Below are 18,886 nucleotides of genomic sequence, written 5' to 3'. Positions count from 1 at the left end.
CGACCGGAACGTGCCGATGGCCAGCGCCGCCGTCGCGGCTGCGCCACAACGATCTTTTGTGTACTCGACTCAATTCGTGCCTCGACCCCCCGGGGGGGAGTCGTACACACAATGCCCGCGGTCCGAACGACCCGCGTGGCCTGACCCGAACCCGGAGACCGTCGTGCGTCCCTCTCTCGCCGCCGCCGCCGTCGTCGTGATCCTGGCCGTGGCGAACGCGCAGCCCGCGCCGCCCGCCGCACCCACCGCGGCCGACCCGCGGCTCGTCGTCGAGCGGTTCGCCGCCGCCCCGGACATCGTTCAACCCATCGCCCTCGACTTCGACGCCCGCGGCCGGCTGCTCGTCGTCGAGAGCCACACGCACTTCCGCCCGGCGAACTACGCCGGCCCGAAGGCCGACCGCGTCCGCGTGCTCGAAGACACCGACGGCGACGGCCGCGCCGACAAGTTCACCACCTTCTTCGAGGGTACGACCGCCACGATGGACCTCGCCGTCCACCCGGACGGGTCGGTGTACCTCGCCACCCGCAACGAGGTGCTGCGCCTCCGCGACACCGACGGCGACGGCACGGCCGACGAGAAGACCCGCGTCGCGTTCCTCGACACCGCCGGCAACTACCCGCACAACGGCCTCGCCGGGCTGGCGTTCGACGCCCGCGGCGACCTGATCTTCGGCATGGGCGAGAACCTCGGCGCCCCGTACAAGCTGGTCGGCGCCGACGGCACCACGCTCACCGGCGGCGGCGAGGGCGGGAACCTGTTCCGCTGCACCGCCGACGGGAAGCAGCTGCGCCGGATGGCGACCGGCTTCTGGAACCCGTTCGGCACGGGCCGCGACATCTTCGGCCGCCTGATCGTCGCCGACAACGACCCGGACTCGTCGCCGCCGTGTCGGCTGCTGCACGCCGTCGAGGGCGGCGACTACGGCTTCCAGTTCCGCTACGGGCGCTCCGGGCGGCACCCGTTCCAGGCGTGGAACGGCGAGCTCCCCGGCACGCTGCCGTTCGCCGCGGGCACCGGCGAGTCGCCGTGCGAGGTCGTCTGCTACGAGTCGGACGGGCTGCCGGCCGAGTACCGCGGCGACCTGCTCGTGCCGGCGTGGGCCGACCACCGCGTCGAGCGCTACACCCCGCGGGCGAAGGGGGCGACCGTCGTGGCGGAGCGCCGGCCGTTCGTGCAGGGCGGCCCCGCGTTCCACCCGTCCGGCCTGGCGACCGCCCCGGACGGCTCGCTGTTCGTGAGCGACTGGGGCTCGAAGGAGTACACCCTGCACGGCAAGGGGGCGGTGTGGCACGTCCGCTGGAAGGACGCGAAGCCGGCGCCGCGGCCGGCCGACCCGAAGCTCGCGCTGGCGAGCCCGCACCGCCCGGCGCGCGACGCGGCGGCACGCACGCTGGCGCGCGACGAGGCCGGGCGGTCGTTCCTCCGCGGGCAACTGAAGGCCGCCGACGTGCGCACGCGGGCGGCGGCGCTCGACGGCCTCATCGCGGTGAACGACGGTAGTACCGATCTCGCCTCGGTCGCCCGCACCGACGCCGAGCCGGCGGTGAGGGCGATGGCCGTTCGCGGGCTGGTCGCCCGCAAGGCGGACGTGGCCGAGTTCGCGGCGGACGGGGTGGGCGCCGCCGTTCGCGCGGAGGCGGTCGCCGGGCTGACGGGCGAGGCCACGGTCCCGGTGCTGCTGAAGTTGCTCGCCGACGCGGACCCGTTCCTGCGACATGCCGCGGTCCGGCAGTTGGCCCGTCATCCGGACTTGCTCGTGCGGCTCGACCGCCACCCGCTGACCGAAGACCCGAAGGTGCGCGCCGGGCTGCTGCTCGTGTGGCGGGCGACCGGCCACGCCGACGCGGTGCGGGCGCTGGCCCTGTTCCTCGCCGACCCCGACCCGGACGTCCGCTTCCTGGCGGCGAAGTGGGTGGCGGACGAGCGGCTGGCGCGCTACCGGCCGCGGGTCGTCGAGATGATGGCGGACCCCAGGATCGACCCGCGCGGGCTGACCGGGCTCGCGACGGCCCTGGCCCGGATCGACAACCAGCCCATCGACGAGGACGGGCTGGCGAAGTACTTCCTCGACCGCCTCGCCGACCCGGCCGCGCCCGCGGCGCTCCGCCTCGCGGCGCTGCGGGCGGTGCCGGCGGCGAGCAAGCGGCTGCGGACGGACACGCTCGTCGGGTTCCTGCGCGACCCCTCCGCTGCGCTGCGCGTCGAAGCTCTACGTGCGCTGAAGGACCGGGCCGACCCGGCCGCGGCGGCCGCGGCGAGGGCCGTCGCCGCCGACGCGAAGGCGCCGACCGCGGTGCGGGCGCAGGCGCTCGTCACGCTCGCGGCGGCGGGCGCACCAGACGCCGACTTCCTCCTCGGGCTGGCCGCCGGCGGGGACGCCGTACTGAGCCGCGAGGCGATCCGGTCGCTATCCGGCGCCACACTCACCCCGGTACAGCGCGGGCGACTCGAACCGGCGGCGGCCGGTCAGGCGGAGCGTGAGGAACTGGCCGCGCGGGTGCTCGGGAAGCCGTTCCACGCCGGCCGCCCGCCGGCGACCGACACGGCCGCGTGGCTGAAGCGGCTCGACGGCCCGGCCGACGCCGAGGCCGGGCGGCGCGTGTTCGAGCACCCGCGGGTGGCCGGGTGTGCCCGCTGCCACGCGGCCGACGGCCGGGGGGCGGGCGTCGGCCCGGACCTGAGCCGAATCGGGCGGACGGACCGGCGGTGGGTGGTGGAGTCGATCGTTCAGCCGTCCGCCGCGGTGGCCCCGCACTACCAGGCGTGGCGGGTGGAAACGCTCGACGGCCGGTCGCGGACGGGCCTACTGGTCGGTACGCATCTGGACGAGTCGGTGTACGTGGACGAGAAGGGGGAGCGGTTCCGCGTCCGCGCGGGCGACGAGGCCGGGATCACGCCGGCCCGCGGGTCGCTGATGCCCGACGGCCTGCTCGACGGCCTCACCGACCAGGAGGCCCGCGACCTCGTCGCGTACCTCCTTTCGCGGAAGTAGGTCCGGCGGGATTGGTGTTCGTCCCCGGGCTCGGGTAGGATGAATCCCGTCCCCCCCGCCGGCCACACGGGCCACCCTTGATGCGCTCCGCCTCGCTCACCGCGGTCCTGCTCCTCGCCGCCCCCGCGGCGGCCCAGCCGGACGCCGCCGCGCACTTCGAGAAGTCCGTGCGCCCGGTCCTCGTCGAGAAGTGCGTCTCGTGCCACGGGCCGGAGAAGCAGAAGGGCGGGCTGCGCGTCGATTCGCGTGCCGCCCTGCTCGCCGGCGGCGACCGCGGCCCCGCGCTCGTCCCCGGCGACCCGGGCAAGAGCGTCCTGCTCCACGCCCTCGCCCACGACGGCGAACTGCGGATGCCGCCGAAGGACAAGCTCCCCGCGCCCACGGTCGCCGCCGTCGCCGCGTGGGTGAAGGCCGGCGCCCCGTGGCCCGACTCCGCCCCCACGGCCGCCGCGCCGAAAGCCACCGGGCCGCGCCCGATCACCGCCGAGGAGCGGGGGTTCTGGGCGTTCCAGCCCGTCAGGCGGCCGCCGGTGCCGCAGTCCGCGTTCCCCAACCCGATCGACGCCTTCCTCGTCGCGCGCCTCGCCGAACAGGGGCTCGCGCTCGCGCCGCCCGCCGACCGGCGCTTACTCCTGCGCCGCGTCATGTTCGACCTCACCGGCCTCCCGCCGACGCCCGCCGAGACCGACGCCTTCCTGCGCGACACTGCGGCGGACGCTTACGAGCGGGTCGTCGAGCGGCTCCTCGCGTCGCCGGCCTACGGCGAGAAGTGGGGCCGGCGCTGGCTCGACGTGGCCCGCTACGCCGACAGCAACGGGATGGACGAGAACCTCGCGTACGTCAACGCGTGGCGGTACCGCGACTGGGTGATCCGCAGCCTGAACGCCGACAAGCCGTACGACCAATTCGTGCGCGAGCAGGTCGCCGGCGACCTCCTCCCCGGCGGCACCGACGCCGAGCGCGCCGACCGGCTGACCGCCACCGGGTTCCTCGTGGTCGGGCCCAAGATGCTCGCCGAGGACGACCCGATGAAGATGCGGATGGACATCGTGGACGAGCAACTCGACGCGCTCGGCCAGGCGTTCCTGGGCCTGACACTCGGCTGCGCCCGCTGCCACGACCACAAGTTCGACCCCATCCGCGCCGAAGACTACTACGCGCTCGCCGGCATGTTCTCCTCCACGAAGACGATGAAGAACCACACGGTCGTGGCGGCGTGGAACGAGCGCCCGATCGGCAGCGCCGCTTCGGCCGCGGCGCTGGCGGCTCACGAGAAGACGGTGGCCGCCGCGAAGGCGGAGGTGAATGCGGCTGACGCCAAGCTCAAGGCCGCGGTGGCGGCGCGGCTGACGGAGGAGCGGAAGCGCGCGGCCGAGTACACCTCGGCCGCGGCCGAGGTGGCGCGGCGCTCCGGGCCGCTGAAGCTGGTCGTCGCCGACCCGACGAAGGACGCGCCGGCCGGTACGGTCCGCGTGGAGGCCGAGGCGTTCGCCCGCGGGAACGTGTTGAAACTCACCGACGGCTACGGCGCCGGGATCGGCGTCGTCATCAACGCCGGGCCGCTGCCGAACGTCGCCGAGTACGACGTGGAGGTTCCCGCGGCGGGGACGTACCAACTCGCCGTCCGCTACGCCGCCGCCGAGCCGCGGCCGGTGCGCGTGACGGTCGGCGGCAGGTTGCTCGCCGGGGCGGCGTGCGGGGCGAAGACCGGCTCGTGGAACCCCGACACGCAGACGTGGCACGCCGAGGGCGTCGTCGCGCTGCCGGCCGGGAAGGCGGTGGTGCGGTTCGAGCGCGCCGGCCCGTTCCCGCACCTCGACAAGTTCGCCCTCCTGCCGATGACGCCGGAGCAGGTCGCGGCGGCGCCGCTGTCGGTCGAGCAGCTCGCGGCGGATCGCAAACTCCTCGCTTCGGTCCTCCGCCAGTTCGCTGAGGACGCGAAGACGAAGGGCAACGATTCGTTCCGCACGTCGCCGGCGGTGGAGGCGGAAGCGGCGCCCGAAGCGAAGCGCGAGGCGACGTTGCGGCGCGAGGCGCTCGCCGCGGCCGAGAAGGCGCGGCCGCCGGTAGACGAGGCGATGGCGGTCGAGGACGCCAAGGGCGAGAACCTGCGCGTCCACCTCCGCGGCAACCACCTCACGCTCGGCGCCGAGGTGCCGCGCCGCGTCCCACAGGTGTTCGGCGACGCCGCGGCGCCGATCGGCCCCGACCGCAGCGGCCGGCTCGAACTGGCCGACTGGCTCACCCGGCCCGCGAACCCGCTCACCGCCCGCGTGATGGTGAACCGCCTCTGGGCCGGGCACTTCGGAACCGGGCTGGTGCGGACGCCGGACAACTTCGGCCGCCTCGGCGAGCGGCCCAGCCACCCCGAGCTGCTCGACTGGCTCGCCGCCGAGTTCGTCGAGAAGGGGTGGTCGCTGAAGTACATGCACCGGCTGATGGTCACGTCCGCGGCCTACCGCTCCGTCTCGCAGGCGGACGCGACGGCGCTCCGACGTGACCCCGAGAATCGCCTCCTGTCGCGCTTCCCCCGCCGCCGGCTCGACGCGGAGGAGGTGCGCGACGGGATGCTCGCCGTGTCCGGCCTGCTCGACCGGACCGTCGGCGGATCGCTGCTGAAGGCGACCCCGCGGCAGTACGTCACCGGGACCGGCAGTCGGAACTACGAGGACTACGACCACCCGCGCCGCACCGTGTACCTGCCGGTGGTCCGCAGTGCCGTGTACGACGTGCTCCAGACGCTCGACTTCCCCGACCCGTCGGTCCCGGCCGGCCAGCGGCCGACCACCGTCGTCCCGACGCAGGCGCTGTTCATGCTCAACGGCGGGCTCGTCGATCGCGCCGCGGAGGCGTTCGCCCGCGTGCTTCTGGCCGCGCCCGGCGACGACCCGGCCCGCGTCACCGAGGCGTACCGCCGGGCCTTCGGCCGCGCTCCGACGACGGCCGAGCTCGACCGGGTGGCGACATACCTGACGCGCTCCGAGGCGGCGGCCGACCCGGCGCTGGCGCCGGCCGACCGACGGCTCCGCGCCTGGCGCGGGCTGTGTCGGGTGCTGCTGGCCTCGAACGAGTTCGTCTTCGTGGAGTGACGCCGATGACGCGCCGCGACGCCCTCCGCTCGTCCGCCCTGGGGTTCGGCTGGCTCGCGCTCGCCGACCTGCTCGCCGCCGCCGACCCGCCGCCGCGCGACCCGCTCGCGCCGCGGCCGCCGCACTTCACCCCGAAGGCGAAGCGCGTCATCTTCCTGTTCATGCACGGCGGCCCGTCGCAGGTGGACACGTTCGACCACAAGCCCCGCCTCGCCGCGGACGACGGCAAGCCGCTGCCGTTCCCGCTGCCGCGCGTCGTGTCGAGCGCCACGGGGAGCCTGCTGAAGTCGCCGTTCGCGTTCCGCCAGCACGGCCAGAGCGGCGCGTGGGCGTCGGAGCTGTTCCCCCACATCGCCGCGCGGGCCGACGACCTGTGCTTCATCAAGTCGATGCACGGCTCGAACTCGCGTCACGGCGGGGCGCTGCTCGAACTCCACACCGGGTCGGACACGTTCGTCCGCCCCAGCATGGGGAGTTGGGTGACCTACGGCCTCGGCACCGAGGGCCGCGACCTGCCCGGGTTCGTCAGCATCTGCCCGACGCTCACCCACGGCGGCGTGAACAACTACTCGTCGGCGTTCCTTCCCGCGGCGTACCAGGCGACGCCGCTCGGCAACGCCGGCACGCCCGCCGGCCGTGCCGCGGTGCCGTTCGTCCGCGGCACCACGCCGCCGGCGCAGCAGCGGCTCGAGATCGACCTCCTCGCCGACCTGGAGCGGCAGCGCACGACCGCCCCCGACGCGGCGGCCGAGGGGCGCATCCAGTCGTTCGAGACGGCGTTCCGCATGCAGGCGGCCGCCCCGCTGGCGCAAGACCTGTCGAAGGAGACCGCCGAGACGCACCGCCTCTACGGCATCGACGAGCCGGCGACGGAGAACTTCGGCCGGCAGTGCCTGATGGCCCGCCGGTTCGCCGAGGCCGGGGTGCGGTTCGTGCAGTGCACGCACAGCTACAAGTGGGACCAGCACGAGAACCTGAAGCGCGACCACACCACGAACGCCCGCGAGGTGGACAAGCCGGTCGCCGGGTTGCTCGCCGACCTGAAGCGGCGCGGGCTGCTCGCCGACACGCTGGTGATCTGGGGCGGCGAGTTCGGCCGCACGCCGGTCGCGCAGGGGAAGGACGGCCGCGACCACAACCCGCACGGGTTCACGATGTTCCTCGCCGGCGGGGGGGTGAAGGCCGGCCACTCGCACGGCGCGACCGACGACTACGGCTACTTCGCGGTCGAGAACAAGGTCCACGTCCACGACCTGCACGCGACGATGCTCCACCTCCTCGGCCTCGACCACACCCGCCTGACGTACCGCCACGCCGGCCGCGACTTCCGCCTCACCGACGTCCACGGCGAGGTCGTGCGCGAGGTGCTCGCGTAGCCGCGAACCGACGCGACGTTCGGGCCACGGCCATTGTGTGCCGCCGACCCCCCGGGGGGTCGAGGCACGCATTGAGTCAAATACACAAATTACAACTAGATCGACTCCGCGGCAGGGTTCTGACGTAAGGTTCGGCCTCCTCGACACTTGGGGCGCGGTCACGGCTTGACCGCCTCGACGACGACGACCGCGTCCACGTACTCGCTCTCGCGCCAGTCGACGATCCGGAACCCCGCCCCCTCGACGTACGACCGCACGCTCGACTTCGTGTCGCGGTGGATGGCGGCGTCCATCGCGTCGTGCCGGCGGCGGGCGTCGTCGAAGTTCGGCCTCAGTTGCTCGAACAGGCCCTTCGCCTCCAGCACCTGCCGCATCCGGGCGAACAGCTTCCCGACGTCCGTGTCGCGGTGCGAGGTCGAGAGCACCAGCCGGCCGCCCGACCGGAGGAGCGCGAACACGTCCTTCAGGCACTTCAGCGGGTCGTCCAGGGCGTACAGGACGTTGACCAGCAACGCGCCGTCGTAGCTGCCCGCCGTGAGGAAGTCGCGGACGTCGTCCAGCCGCTGGATGTCCTCCTTCAGGACGTGGAGCCGGCCGAAGTAGTCCTGCCCCGCCTCGGCCCCCGCCCGCTCGACCTTGGCGACCAGCTGCTGGACCATCGCGTGGTTCGACTCGACGGCCCACACCTCCTTCCCGCCCGGCGCGCGGAGCAGGCGGAGGGTGCCGTTCCCGGTCCCGGCCCCGAGGTCGAGCACCTTCCGGGCCCCCGCCAGCTTGCCGACCATCAGGCCGAGCAGGGCAGCGTTCTCGTCGAAGTCGCGGAGGAGCAGGTCGTAGGAGATGGCGTACCGGGACCAGTTCAGGTCGCGCTCGAGCCGGACCCGGAGGTCCTCCCACAGGTCGCCCCGCTCGGTCCCGGTCACGTTGAGGTACACCGACCAGGCCACCAGCTGGGCCCGCTCGTCGATGATCTGGGCGGCCACCTTCAGGAACGAGACCCGCCCGTACCGGTCCGTGCGGAGGGCGAGCGGCTCGGTGTCGATGGCCGGCGGGTTCTCGGGGTCGAACACGTGCTTGGACCGCTTGTAGACGCTGTCCACGTTCTCGAGCTTGGCGACGAAGTCCTCGGCGTGGTTGCGGAGCCGCTTGAGCCCGAGCGGGCGGGCCACCAGCTCGTCGAACGCCGGGTTCCAGTCGAGGAACCAGTAGTTGGCGTCGAGCAGGTAGGCCGGGACGGACTGGTCGAAGGCCGGCGCCCGGGCGGCGGCGATCCGCCGCCACGACTCGTCCGGCCCGGTCGGCCGCGCGGCCGAGCCCGGGAGGCCGAGGTTCTGGGGCTCGAGCGGCGGGGCGGGCGGGTCCGGCGGCGGCGCCGGCTCGGGCGGCCGTGGTCGGGGCCTGACAGCCTTCTTCCCCATCGCTCCTCCTCGGCCGGCGCGCCGCCTAGACCGCGGCCGGCCGCGCCGGTGCGGGCGCGGCCGGCGGGCAGAGCGGGCAGGTCTGCTTGGTGCGGGACTCGTACCGGCCGGTGGACCAGCACGTCAGGTTGTCGCACAGGCACAGGTACGGGGCCGCGAGGGCGCTGGCCGGGCCCAGGGCCAACATCTTTAGGTCTTGCTTGACGACCGCGTCGAGCCGCCCCTTCTGCGGGCGGATCATCATCGCCACCGCCTTCTGGTCGAGGTCCTGGGCGCGGGTGTGGCACCCCTCGATCGCCTCGAACCCGAACTTCTGGTACATCGGCACGTGGCCCGGGACGCACTCCAGCAGGAGCATCTTCTTGCGGAGGTCCATCGCCACGGCGACGGCCGCGCGGACCAGCAGGCGGGAGAGCCCGCACCCCCGGAACTGGGGGGCGACGACCACCCGGCTGAGCTCCGCCATGTCCCCCGCGTCCTGCAGGATCGTCCGGTTGTTGGCCTCGAAGTCCGTCGACTGGAGGATCGGGAGGGTGCCGAACCCCTTCTTCGCCATCTGAGCCGCGAGCACGTCCGCCGATTTCTCGTCCCCCGTCGCCCGCAGGTCGTCCAGGATCTCCCGGATCAGCCGGGACTGGCGGACGAGCGCCGCGGTCGGGTCCGGCCCGAGTAGGGTCGGCCGGTCCTCCTCCGGGATGTGCCGGGCGAAGGCCAGGCGGGCGGCCCCGACCACCTCCTGGTCGACCCCGCCGTGCCGGAGCTGAGCGACCAGGTGGAGCGTGCCCCGCCGGCCGGCGGTGTCGAAGCCGTCGAACCGGTCGAGCTCGAGCCGCGCGGGGCACCCGGAGACGTGGTCGTTCAGGTACCCCATGCGGTCGTAGATCAGGTGGCGGAGTCGCAGGCACGCCCGCAGTTCGGCGCGCGTCGAGGCGGCCTTCACGACGACCGAGTCCCCCGCCAGGAACTCGCGCGGCGGGCCGGGGGGCGCCTTGAGCCGGAGGCCGTCGGCGACCGTCGCCACCGCGTCCCGCAGCACGTCGCGGTCCACGGCCCGCGCGTCGAGCGTCCGGTCCAGGTCCGGGGTGCGCGACGCCGTGCCCGGGACGAGGGCGATCAGCCCGCCGTAGTAGTTGGTCCGGGGCAGGAGCCGCGCCCGGAGGTCGGCCGCCGCCGCGGTCGGCTCGTACCGACCCGCGCCGGCCGGCGCGGCGAGGGTGTCCGACACGACGACGAGCAGGCGGGTGTCGCCCTGGAGGAAGAAGCGGTCCACCTCGGCCGGGAGGGCGGCGGCCGGGACAGACCGCCACTCGACCAGGAACGACTGGTTCGTGGCGAACAGGTGGTAGTCCGGCTCGTCCTCGTGCTTGTGGAACACCGGCAGCGCCGGGTCGTACCGGCGGGCGTACTGCGCGAGCTCCCGCCCGAGCGACTCGTCGGCGCACGCCAGCATGACCAGCACGCGGAGTTCCGGAGTCTTCCAGTACCCCGGCTCGACCGGCGGGGACGACACGGGCGCCGCGACCGGCGGGGGCAGCGGTTGCGGCGCCGGTTCGACGGGGCGAGGCGGGGGTGCGACATCGATCAGCGGCGGAGCCTGGGACCGCTCGGGTTGTGGCACCGGCGCGGCGGCGGGCGGGGCGGGCGGGGAGGCCACGACGAGGCGCGGCGGGGGTGCGACGGGCAGCGGCGCGACCGCGGCCTGCGGGGTGATGCCGAACAGGACGCCGTCCGCGCACTGGGTGTACAGGACCGGCGTCCCCCACTCGACCGAGTTCCGGACGGACATGGCCACGGCCCGCCGCCCCTGGAGGACGGCCGCGTCCACGGGGAGCCCGTCGGCCAGCGCCTGGTAGAACCGCTCCGAGAACTTGACCGCCGCCTTGTCGCTGATCTCGTACTGCATCGCCACCACCGCGGCGACGCCCTCGCGGACGAGCGTGGCCGCGGTGCCCCCGGGCCGGCCGGTCGGGCCGCCCGCGGCCGTCTCGCACGAGCAGAGGGTCACCAGCCGCAGGGCCCGGGAGTCGCCCAGCAGCAGGGCCAGTTGCTGGGCGGACCGCTCGTCGATCCCCCCGGCCCCGTCGTCGAAGAACAACAGCCCCTCGTCGGCGGCCGCGTCGTACCGCCCGTGCCCGATGAAGTGGAGCACGTGCCAGGAGCCGGACTGGAGGGTCGCCTCCAGGCTCTCGTAGGTGGCGGCGTCGAGCCACGTCAGCGCGACCGCCCGCCGGTCGGTCAGGCGCTTCAGCGCCACCTCCATACACGCCTTCTCGGCCGCGACGTCGATCGGGGGCAGGTCGCGCGGGCACGCCACGACGGCCAGGATCCGGAGCGGGCACGCGACCGCGGCGGGGGTCACCGGCTGGCCGGTGTCGAGGTACCGGACCAGTGTCGTGTTCCGGGTGCAGAGGAACTGGTCGGTCGCGCGGTTGTACAGGAACTCCCACGGGAGGCGGCTGAGCTCCGCGGACTCGAGGTCGAGCCGGAGCCGGACCCCGGCCCCCTGCCGGACGGCGTCGCGCCGGACCTGTTCGTACCGCTCGCCGACCGCCCCCCCGAGCAGGGCCTCGTACAACCCGGCCCCGAGTTCCTTCGCCGGCGTTTCGACCCGGGCGACCGCGCCCCGCCGCGCCCCGTCGGACCGGAGGACGGCGTTCTGCAACTCGAGCAGGTGGCGGTCGAGGGCCCCGTCGCTGAACGGGAGCCGCATCCGGCCGGTGCCGTCGCCCCCCGGGGTGAGCGCGCGGACGGTGTAGTCCCGGCCGTCGTCGGCCGGTCGGACCTGGAGGACGAAGTCGAGGTACGACCGCCCGGCCGGCGGCGGCGGCGGGGCGGGGGTTTGCTTCTTGCCGGTGATCCCCCACTCCAGTTGGTCGAGCCCCTCCTCGGTGAGGCCGCCCCGCAGGTCGACCCACAAGACGGTGCCGAGAAACAGCGGGAGGGCCGGCTGCTTGGCGCACCCCGGCAGCAGGAGCGGGATGACGGTGAGCTGGTGGTTGATGAATTGCTGGAGACACAACCGCAGTTCCGGCACCTGCCACGGGCCCAGTCCGTCGGCCCCGATGACCGCGACCGCCGTCCGCGTCGACCGGATGATCGCCTCCAGGGCGTCCAGGATCGGCTTCCCGGGTATCAACTCCCGCTCGTCGAGCCAGACCTTCAAGCCCCGCGACTCGAGCCGGTCGGCGAGCTCGCGGACCTCAGCCTTGTTCTTGCTGTTGTGGCTCAGGAAGACGTCGAATTGATAATCCGCCCGATCGTTTTCCATAAAAGCAAATCCGTATTAATAGAATTGCTCCTACTCAACTCCATCCAGACGTAATGTTCAGCGTCTGCGGTTTAAACTAACAGCCCCCTTCATCCGCTGCAAACGAAAAGTGACGAGTGCTGCCGGCGGGGAGCAGCCGTGACGCGGTGGCCGGGATCCCGAGCGGCGACACGGCGACCGCTCCGGGTGAATCCCCGGCAGCGGACCGGCCGCGCTCCCGGGTCGATGCCACCCGACCGCGGACCCGCGAATCCTGCCTGCGCTACCGGGCCGGACTCGAGCGGTGTGGCGATCCGAACCCGACAACCGTTGCAATCGGCACCCCCTGAACAATCGTCGTGGCGTGCGCAATTTCTCCGACCTTCCCGATCGGAGTGCCTTGTTTGATCTTTGGAAGTCTTGTAGAGGTAGTGTCTACACTGCTGGTTGGGGGGTTTGGTCGGCTCACGCCGGGTCTGCGGCCTATTTCGCCGCGGGCCCCGCCGCGTACCCGCGTTCCCCGGTCGTAGTGTCGCTTGTACAGACCTGAGCCGTCGCGGACTCGCTACTCACCCGTCGCCGGCCGGTTTCCCAGGCGGTTTCCCCCGTCCCACCACGGTCCGATGCTCGTGCCCCGGCTCAGGTCTGGCCGCCGGTGGGGGCACCGTACCGGCGGGGTCGGGGATTCTCACCCGTCCTCTTCTCTCAGAAGGTGCCGGAACATGTCTTCGACCTCGCCCGCTCGCCGGTTCTGGACGCGCCCCCTCACCCGCCGCCCCGCCCCGCGACCCGCGGGCGCCGTCGGCCGCACCCTCGAGCTTCTCGAAGACCGGACCAATCCGGCGATCACTCTGAACTTCACCGCCGGCGTCGCCACGTTCACCAGCGACGGGGCCAGCGACACCCTCCAGGTCCAGGCGACCGCGGACCCGGCGAACATCCTGTACAACTCGGGCGGCATCGGGCTGGCCTCGCTCACCGGCGTGACCCAGTTGGTGTTCAACGGCAACGCCGGCGCCGACGTGTTGATCCTCCAGAGCCCGGCGGGCACCCACTTCGCCCCGGTCAACGGCATCGTCTACAACGCCGGCGGCGACGCCGCCGACCGCCTCGACATGATCGGCGGGGCGGCCACCTGGACCGGCACCTACGCCCCGACCGGCACCCAAACCGGGTCGCTGAGCTTCACCAACGCGCCGGGCACGCTCACCCAGAACATCACCTTCACCGGCCTGCCGACGATCCGGAACTCGATGTCCGGCACCACGATGGCGGTCACGACGCCGGGGGCGAACGACACGATCAACGTCGAGACGGGGCCGAACCTCGGGGACATCGGCGTCGTGCAGCAGGGCCCGGTGCTCATCGACGGCGGCGACCGCGACGACCACGGGTCGTTCGGCCCCGCCCAGAACATCTGGGCGTACACCACCCACCAGCACCTCGAAGATGGCGGGTGGAGCCTGGCGGCGAACGCGAACATCACCGACTCGACGACCGTCCCGCACACCACGGTCACGTCCACCGCGGCGACGAACACCGTCGGGAACGCGGACTTCTACGGCTTCGACGTGACCGTGCCCGGCTCGGTCGGGACGTTCGACATCGACGGCGCCGCGGGGGTGAACACGTTCATCGCCATCTACGACCACCACGGCACGCTGCTGGCGACCAACGACAACGCCGCCGCCGACGCCGGGAACAGCCTCGGGACCGAGTCGTTCCTGACGTACACCTTCCCCGAGGCGGACGAGTACTTCGTCGTCGTGACCCGGTCCAGTGGTGGGGTCGGGGCGGCCGTCGACAACGGGATCCTGACGAGTAACGGCGGCGTGAACCCCGGCGCGTCGTACACCCTGCACGTCTCGATCGACAACCACCCGGTCACCGCCCCGCCGCTCGCCGACTCGGCCCCCGAGGTGGAGCCGAACGAGTTCGCTACCACCAACCCGGCCGGCAACCGTAACGGGTGGAAGTTCATCGAGCAGGGCGTCCGGTTCGTCCGCGACAGCGCCTTCAACGAGGTGTCGCCCGGCGTGCCCCCGCCGCTTGCGAACACGATCCTGGCGATCGGCGTGACGGGCAGCACCGCCCTGAACGCCATCAACAGCGTTGCCTCCGTCCTGGGCATGTCCGTCCAGACGGTCACGGGGGCAGCAATCGGCACCGTCAACTTCAACGACTACCGCGTCCTGTACGTCCCGAGCAACTCCCTCAACACGGGCGGCGGCATCACCCAGCCCGACCTGACCGCACTCAACCTCCGCACCACCGACATCCGCGACTTCATCAACAGCGGCGGCGGCATCTTCGCCCTCACCGAGGCGAACTCGACCAACCCCTACGGCTGGCTCCAGATCCCGAACCCGTTCACCATCCAGTCGTTCGGCGGGGGCGGGATCAGTAACGCCCTGCGGAAGACGCCCGCGGCCCTCTCCGCAGGGGTGACCATCACGGATCTCGAGTTGAGCAACGGCGTCCCGTACCACAACGTGTTCACCGGCCCGGTCGGGTTCAACAACCTCCTCCCGTTCGTCCTCGACACCGGTCCCAACAACGTCGCCGACGGCCTCCCGGCCGGCTTCGGCTACCCGGCCCCGTTCGGCGACGACCGCGTCGTCGCCCTCGGCCTCGGAGCGATCACGAACTCCGGCCTCGGCGGCGCCGGGCCGTCGACCGCCATCACCTTCGGGACCAACCCGACGGTCAGCCCGACGTTCCCGACGATGTACATCACCGCCACCCCGGGGCTGTCGCTCGACGGCGCCGCCGGCGGGGACACGTACAACATCCAGCTCGGCACCCCGGTCATCACCTCCATCGCCGTCGCCGACGCCGGCGGCAGCCCCGACGTGGCGAACCTGTTCGGCACCACCGCGCCCGAGTCGTTCAACGTCAACTCCGCCGCCGCCAACACCGTGTTCTACGTCGGCCCGACGTCCGAGACGGTCACGTTCGCCGGCCTCGAAACCCTCACCATCGACGGCAAGAGCGAGCCGAACACGCCGTCCCCCGTGACCGGCGACACGTTCACCGTCCGCCCCGTCGCCGCCACCGCGATCACGGTCACGGCGGGCGACCCGATCATCTACCCCGGCGACACCCTCGCCGTGGACCTGGTCGGCCTCGTCGGCCTCAACCCGACGATCAGCGACCCCGCGCTGCCGGACGGCAACCTGACGCTCACCGGGTACGGGACGCTGACGTGGACCGGGATCGAGAACTTCCCGGTGCCGCGGGGGCTGGGCGGGTCGTTCGACTTCGGGACCGCCACCAGCCCGGTGCAGTTCGGGTTCACCCAGGTGCTGCCCACGAGCACCTACCCGGCCGCCGCGACCGCCGGCACCGGGTGGTTCGGGTGGGCCACCACCCCGCTGTACGGCAACCAGGCGTACCAGGAGCCGAACCTCCCGCCGGCCGTCGCCGCCTCCCCCGTCGCGGCGCTGCTCCAGGACTTCGCCTACGGCTTCCAGGGCGACCCGAGCAACGGCGTGTTCCGCGTCGACGTGGCCCCGAACAAGCCGGTGCAGCTGACGGCCCTGGTCGGCGTCCCGGTCGGCGGCCGCGACGGGCTGGTGGTCGAGTGGGGCGTCGCCAACAGCCCCACCGGCCTGCCGACGACGTGGACCGCCATCACCCCGGCCGGCGGGCTGTTCACCACCGGCGGCGAGATGACCACCGTGTCGGCGGCGCTGACCGCGGCGGACGTCGGCAACAACCTCAGCCTGTTCGTCCGGTTCCGCGACGTCGTCGGCGAGCCGAACTGGTCGATCTCGGCGCTCGACGTGCGGCCGACGAACCCGACCCCGCCGCTCGGCCAGCTCATCCCGGCCGGGCTGGTCGCGCCGCTGCCGCTGCGGCGCGAGTTCTCCACGAACGGCGTGACGCCGAGCGTCCCCGAGGCCACGTACGCCGACCAGCACGCGTTCGCCGCCGTCGCCGCCGACGGGCTGACCGTCGACTACTTCCGCGGCAAGGACGCCATCCCCGGCTCGCTCGTCACCATTACCGTGTCGAACGGCACGCCGGTGGACGCCGCCTTCACGGCGGGTGACATGGCCCTGGCGACGCGGCTCCTGAACCCGGACGCGGCCGGCTACCTCCAGCAGTTCCAGGTGCAGGCCGACGCCGCCGGCGAGTTCACGTTCGGCGTCCGCCGGCCGACCGGCACCGCCCCCGCGACGGTGACCGCGGCCGACGCCACCGGGTTCCGGGCCGGGGCGTACACCCAGCCGTTCGTGCTCCCGAACGCCCGGCGGCTCGACTTCGGGCCGCTGCCGGCGGCGTCCACGAGCGACTACGGGAACGGCGGCACGGTCGGCGCGGGGTACGTCCCGTTCGCCGCCGCGACGTACACGGACGCGGCGACCAACGCCCTGGGGTGGACCGGGGCGAACCTGCCGGTGCCGTTCGCCTTCGGCGGCACCGGCACCGCGGTCCAGCGGGACGCGGTGTTCGGCGGGTACGCCCCGAGCGAGTTCGTGCTCGACATGCCGGCCGGCGACTACGTGGTGACGGCGACGCTCGGCGACCAGGGCGCCCGGCGGGACGACATGTTCGTCGAGGTGTGGAACGGCTCCGCCTGGGTGGTCGCCCGGGGGTTCAACCCGGCCACGAACGCCTACGACACCGACCTGAACGGCCTGACGTCGCCGCCCGGGGTGGCCCCGGACGCCGGCCAGTCGCTGGTCCGGTCGTTCCTGGCGACGACGGCCGGCGGGCAGATCCGGGTGCGGTTCGGGAACGTGACCGGCAACCCGAACTGGACGCTGGCAGCCCTGGAGGTGCGGCCGGCGCAGGCGGCGCTGACGATCACCCGCGCGGGCGGGGCGCTGACGGCCGACGGGTCCACCGTGACCGCGTACACGGTCACCGGGGCGGCGCCCGGCACGGTGCTGACGGTCCGCACGGCCCTCGGGTCGCCGGCCGGGGCGGACGCGAACACCACGTACGACGGCTTCCAGGTCGTGGTGCCGGCGTCCGGGCCGACGTTCTCCGTCAAGGCGCCGTACTCGACGACAGTTGTGACGTCGGTGATCGAGGTCGAGTCGGTGTCGGGCGGGGAGCGCGGGACGCTGGCCGAGAGCTACGCGGCCACGACCGTGCCGACCGTGCCGGCGGTGCGGCGGTTCGACTTCAACGGCGCGTCGGACGACACGAACCCGAACATGGTGGGCGTCCGCGGCAACCAGCTGTGGACGGCCGGGGCCGACTACGGGTGGCTGACGGCCGTGAACGAGTTCGAGCGGGCGACGACGTCGCTGCCGGCGTCGATGACGGCGGCGCAGAAGGCGCTGTTCCGGGACGGGGCGACGCTGGGCGGGCCGGCCGGGACGTTCCGGGTGAAGGTGGACGCGGGGGCCGACTACGCGGTCCGGTACTACGTGGGCGACTCGTACAAGAAGTGGCCGTGGATCCGGCTGCAGGTCGAGGGCGGGACGGCGAGCGGGCAGCTGGCGACGAACGTCAACCAGTACTGGTCGTACGTCATGTTCGGGAAGGACGCCGACGGCGACGGGTACCTGGACGTGAAGGTGTACGGGACGGCGACGTGGGTGCTGAACGCCGTCGACGTGGCCAAGGGGACGACGGCGGCGGCGCTGCCGCCGAGCCTGCTGGCGGCGAGCCCGCAGCTGGCCGGGTTCGCGGTGACGAGCGGCACCGCCCCGACGCTGACGGCGGCGGAGCTGGCGCCGATCGTCGTCGAGGCGACGCGGCGGCTGGTCGCGGCCGGGGCCGACCCCGGGCGGCTGGCGGCCGTCACCGTGTCGATCCTCGACCTGAACGCCGCGGGCCGGCTCGGCGAGCACGTGCCGGGCTCCGTCCACATCGACGACGACGCGGGCGGGGCGGGGTGGTTCGTGGACCCGACGCCGGCCGACGACGCCGAGTTCGGGTCGTCGGTGGCGTTCGGGCTGGGCGCGACCGACGGCGCGGCCGCGCGGGGGGTGGACCTGCTGACGGTGGTGATGCACGAGCTGAGCCACGAGCTGGGGCTCGCCGACCTGGACCCGACGGCGAACCCGGCCGACCTGATGGCCGAGGCGCTGGACGTGGGCGTGCGGCGGCTCCCGGCCGGGCTCGCGTCGGCGGAGCGGCCGGCGCCGGTGGACGTGCCGCCGGCGCGACCGACGACGACTGAGAAGCCGTCCGCGGGGACGGTGCTCCGGCCGACCCCGGCGCTGTGGTTGGCCGTGGCCGATCCGGTGTTCGCACCCGGGCTGCCGGTGGTGGCGACCGACGACCGGGTGCGGGCGACCGTGGCTCCGGTCGAACCGGTGCTGCTCGACCCGGCGGCGGCGACGCCCCTGGCCCCGTCCCTGGCCGCGACGCCGGCCTGGCCCGACGCCGACAGTCTGTTCGACCTCGACGGCGTGTACGTCGGGTGACCGCCGGGTGCGGCGACGGACGGACCGGGGTGGTTGCCACGGTCCGTCCGTAAGTCTCACCGGGAACACATCCCGGCGCGCTCACGTCGCCCGGACCTGCTACCCAGCCATTCCGGCCGGCGCCGGTTCGTTCCGGAAGAACGACCCGATCGCGGCGGCCAACTCCGGGTAGCGCGCGGCCAGCTCGGCGAGCCGCGGCACCAAGCCGGCCGCGCTGGCCGCCGGGTACGCGGCCGTCACCACGTCCTCGGCACTCGCCCCGTCCACGCCGGGGCAGTGGAACCACGGGCTCGCCAGCAGGTGCCCCGCCAGCAGCCCGACCACCCGGTCGTGTTCCTTGGCGCTCATCGTACGCCCCCCGCGACATGTGTT

Annotated in this window: 7 protein-coding genes; 4 read left to right on the top strand and 3 right to left on the bottom strand. The window is 73.3% G+C overall.

Annotated features, from left to right (window positions below):
- Positions 1-163: 163 nt before the first annotated feature.
- From ETAA1_RS28945 to ETAA1_RS28935, 3 genes are all read left to right on the top strand, one after another.
- Entirely contained in the window at positions 164-2,995 is a 2,832-nt protein-coding gene (locus tag ETAA1_RS28945; protein WP_202920495.1) for a PVC-type heme-binding CxxCH protein, read from the top strand.
- 80 nt (positions 2,996-3,075) lie between these two features.
- Positions 3,076-6,084: a DUF1553 domain-containing protein gene (locus tag ETAA1_RS28940; RefSeq protein ID WP_145244092.1), complete on the top strand. Its 3,009-nt coding sequence runs from the start codon at positions 3,076-3,078 to the stop codon at positions 6,082-6,084.
- A gap of 5 nt (positions 6,085-6,089) precedes the next feature.
- The gene (locus ETAA1_RS28935; protein ID WP_145244091.1) at positions 6,090-7,460 is read left to right on the top strand and encodes a DUF1501 domain-containing protein; all 1,371 of its coding nucleotides are present in this window, start codon (positions 6,090-6,092) and stop codon (positions 7,458-7,460) included.
- A gap of 158 nt (positions 7,461-7,618) precedes the next feature.
- Here the strand turns inward: ETAA1_RS28935 and ETAA1_RS28930 are convergent, their stop codons facing one another.
- Positions 7,619-8,878 carry a class I SAM-dependent methyltransferase gene (locus tag ETAA1_RS28930; RefSeq protein WP_145244090.1) on the bottom strand — a complete coding sequence of 420 codons (1,260 nt, stop codon included), beginning with the start codon at positions 8,876-8,878 and terminating at the stop codon, positions 7,619-7,621.
- Positions 8,879-8,903: 25 nt separating this feature from the next.
- Positions 8,904-12,146 (bottom strand): GNAT family N-acetyltransferase, encoded by a 3,243-nt coding sequence (locus tag ETAA1_RS28925; protein WP_145244089.1) that lies wholly within the window; start codon positions 12,144-12,146, stop codon positions 8,904-8,906.
- A gap of 701 nt (positions 12,147-12,847) precedes the next feature.
- Between ETAA1_RS28925 and ETAA1_RS28920 the strand changes: the two genes are divergently transcribed.
- Positions 12,848-18,514 carry a pre-peptidase C-terminal domain-containing protein gene (locus ETAA1_RS28920; protein ID WP_145244088.1) on the top strand — a complete coding sequence of 1,889 codons (5,667 nt, stop codon included), beginning with the start codon at positions 12,848-12,850 and terminating at the stop codon, positions 18,512-18,514.
- 99 nt (positions 18,515-18,613) lie between these two features.
- Here the strand turns inward: ETAA1_RS28920 and ETAA1_RS28915 are convergent, their stop codons facing one another.
- On the bottom strand, positions 18,614-18,862 hold the full coding sequence (locus ETAA1_RS28915; RefSeq protein WP_145244087.1) for a hypothetical protein: 249 nt from the start codon (positions 18,860-18,862) through the stop codon (positions 18,614-18,616).
- Positions 18,863-18,886 lie beyond the last annotated feature (24 nt).

This window comes from Urbifossiella limnaea, from assembly GCF_007747215.1.
GTDB classification, from domain to species: Bacteria; Planctomycetota; Planctomycetia; order Gemmatales; family Gemmataceae; genus Urbifossiella; species Urbifossiella limnaea.
The sequence above is the reverse complement of the archived record's forward strand: the minus strand, read 5'-3'. Positions and strand labels throughout refer to the sequence as shown.

Bases quoted from the DNA above. Each gene is read 5' to 3' on its own strand.
- ETAA1_RS28920 (WP_145244088.1), top strand. From the start codon at position 12,848: ATGTCTTCGACCTCGCCCGCTCGCCGGTTCTGGACGCGCCCCCTCACC.
- ETAA1_RS28925 (WP_145244089.1), bottom strand. From the start codon at position 12,146: ATGGAAAACGATCGGGCGGATTATCAATTCGACGTCTTCCTGAGCCAC.
- ETAA1_RS28940 (WP_145244092.1), top strand. From the start codon at position 3,076: ATGCGCTCCGCCTCGCTCACCGCGGTCCTGCTCCTCGCCGCCCCCGCG.
- ETAA1_RS28915 (WP_145244087.1), bottom strand. From the start codon at position 18,862: ATGAGCGCCAAGGAACACGACCGGGTGGTCGGGCTGCTGGCGGGGCAC.
- ETAA1_RS28930 (WP_145244090.1), bottom strand. From the start codon at position 8,878: ATGGGGAAGAAGGCTGTCAGGCCCCGACCACGGCCGCCCGAGCCGGCG.
- ETAA1_RS28935 (WP_145244091.1), top strand. From the start codon at position 6,090: ATGACGCGCCGCGACGCCCTCCGCTCGTCCGCCCTGGGGTTCGGCTGG.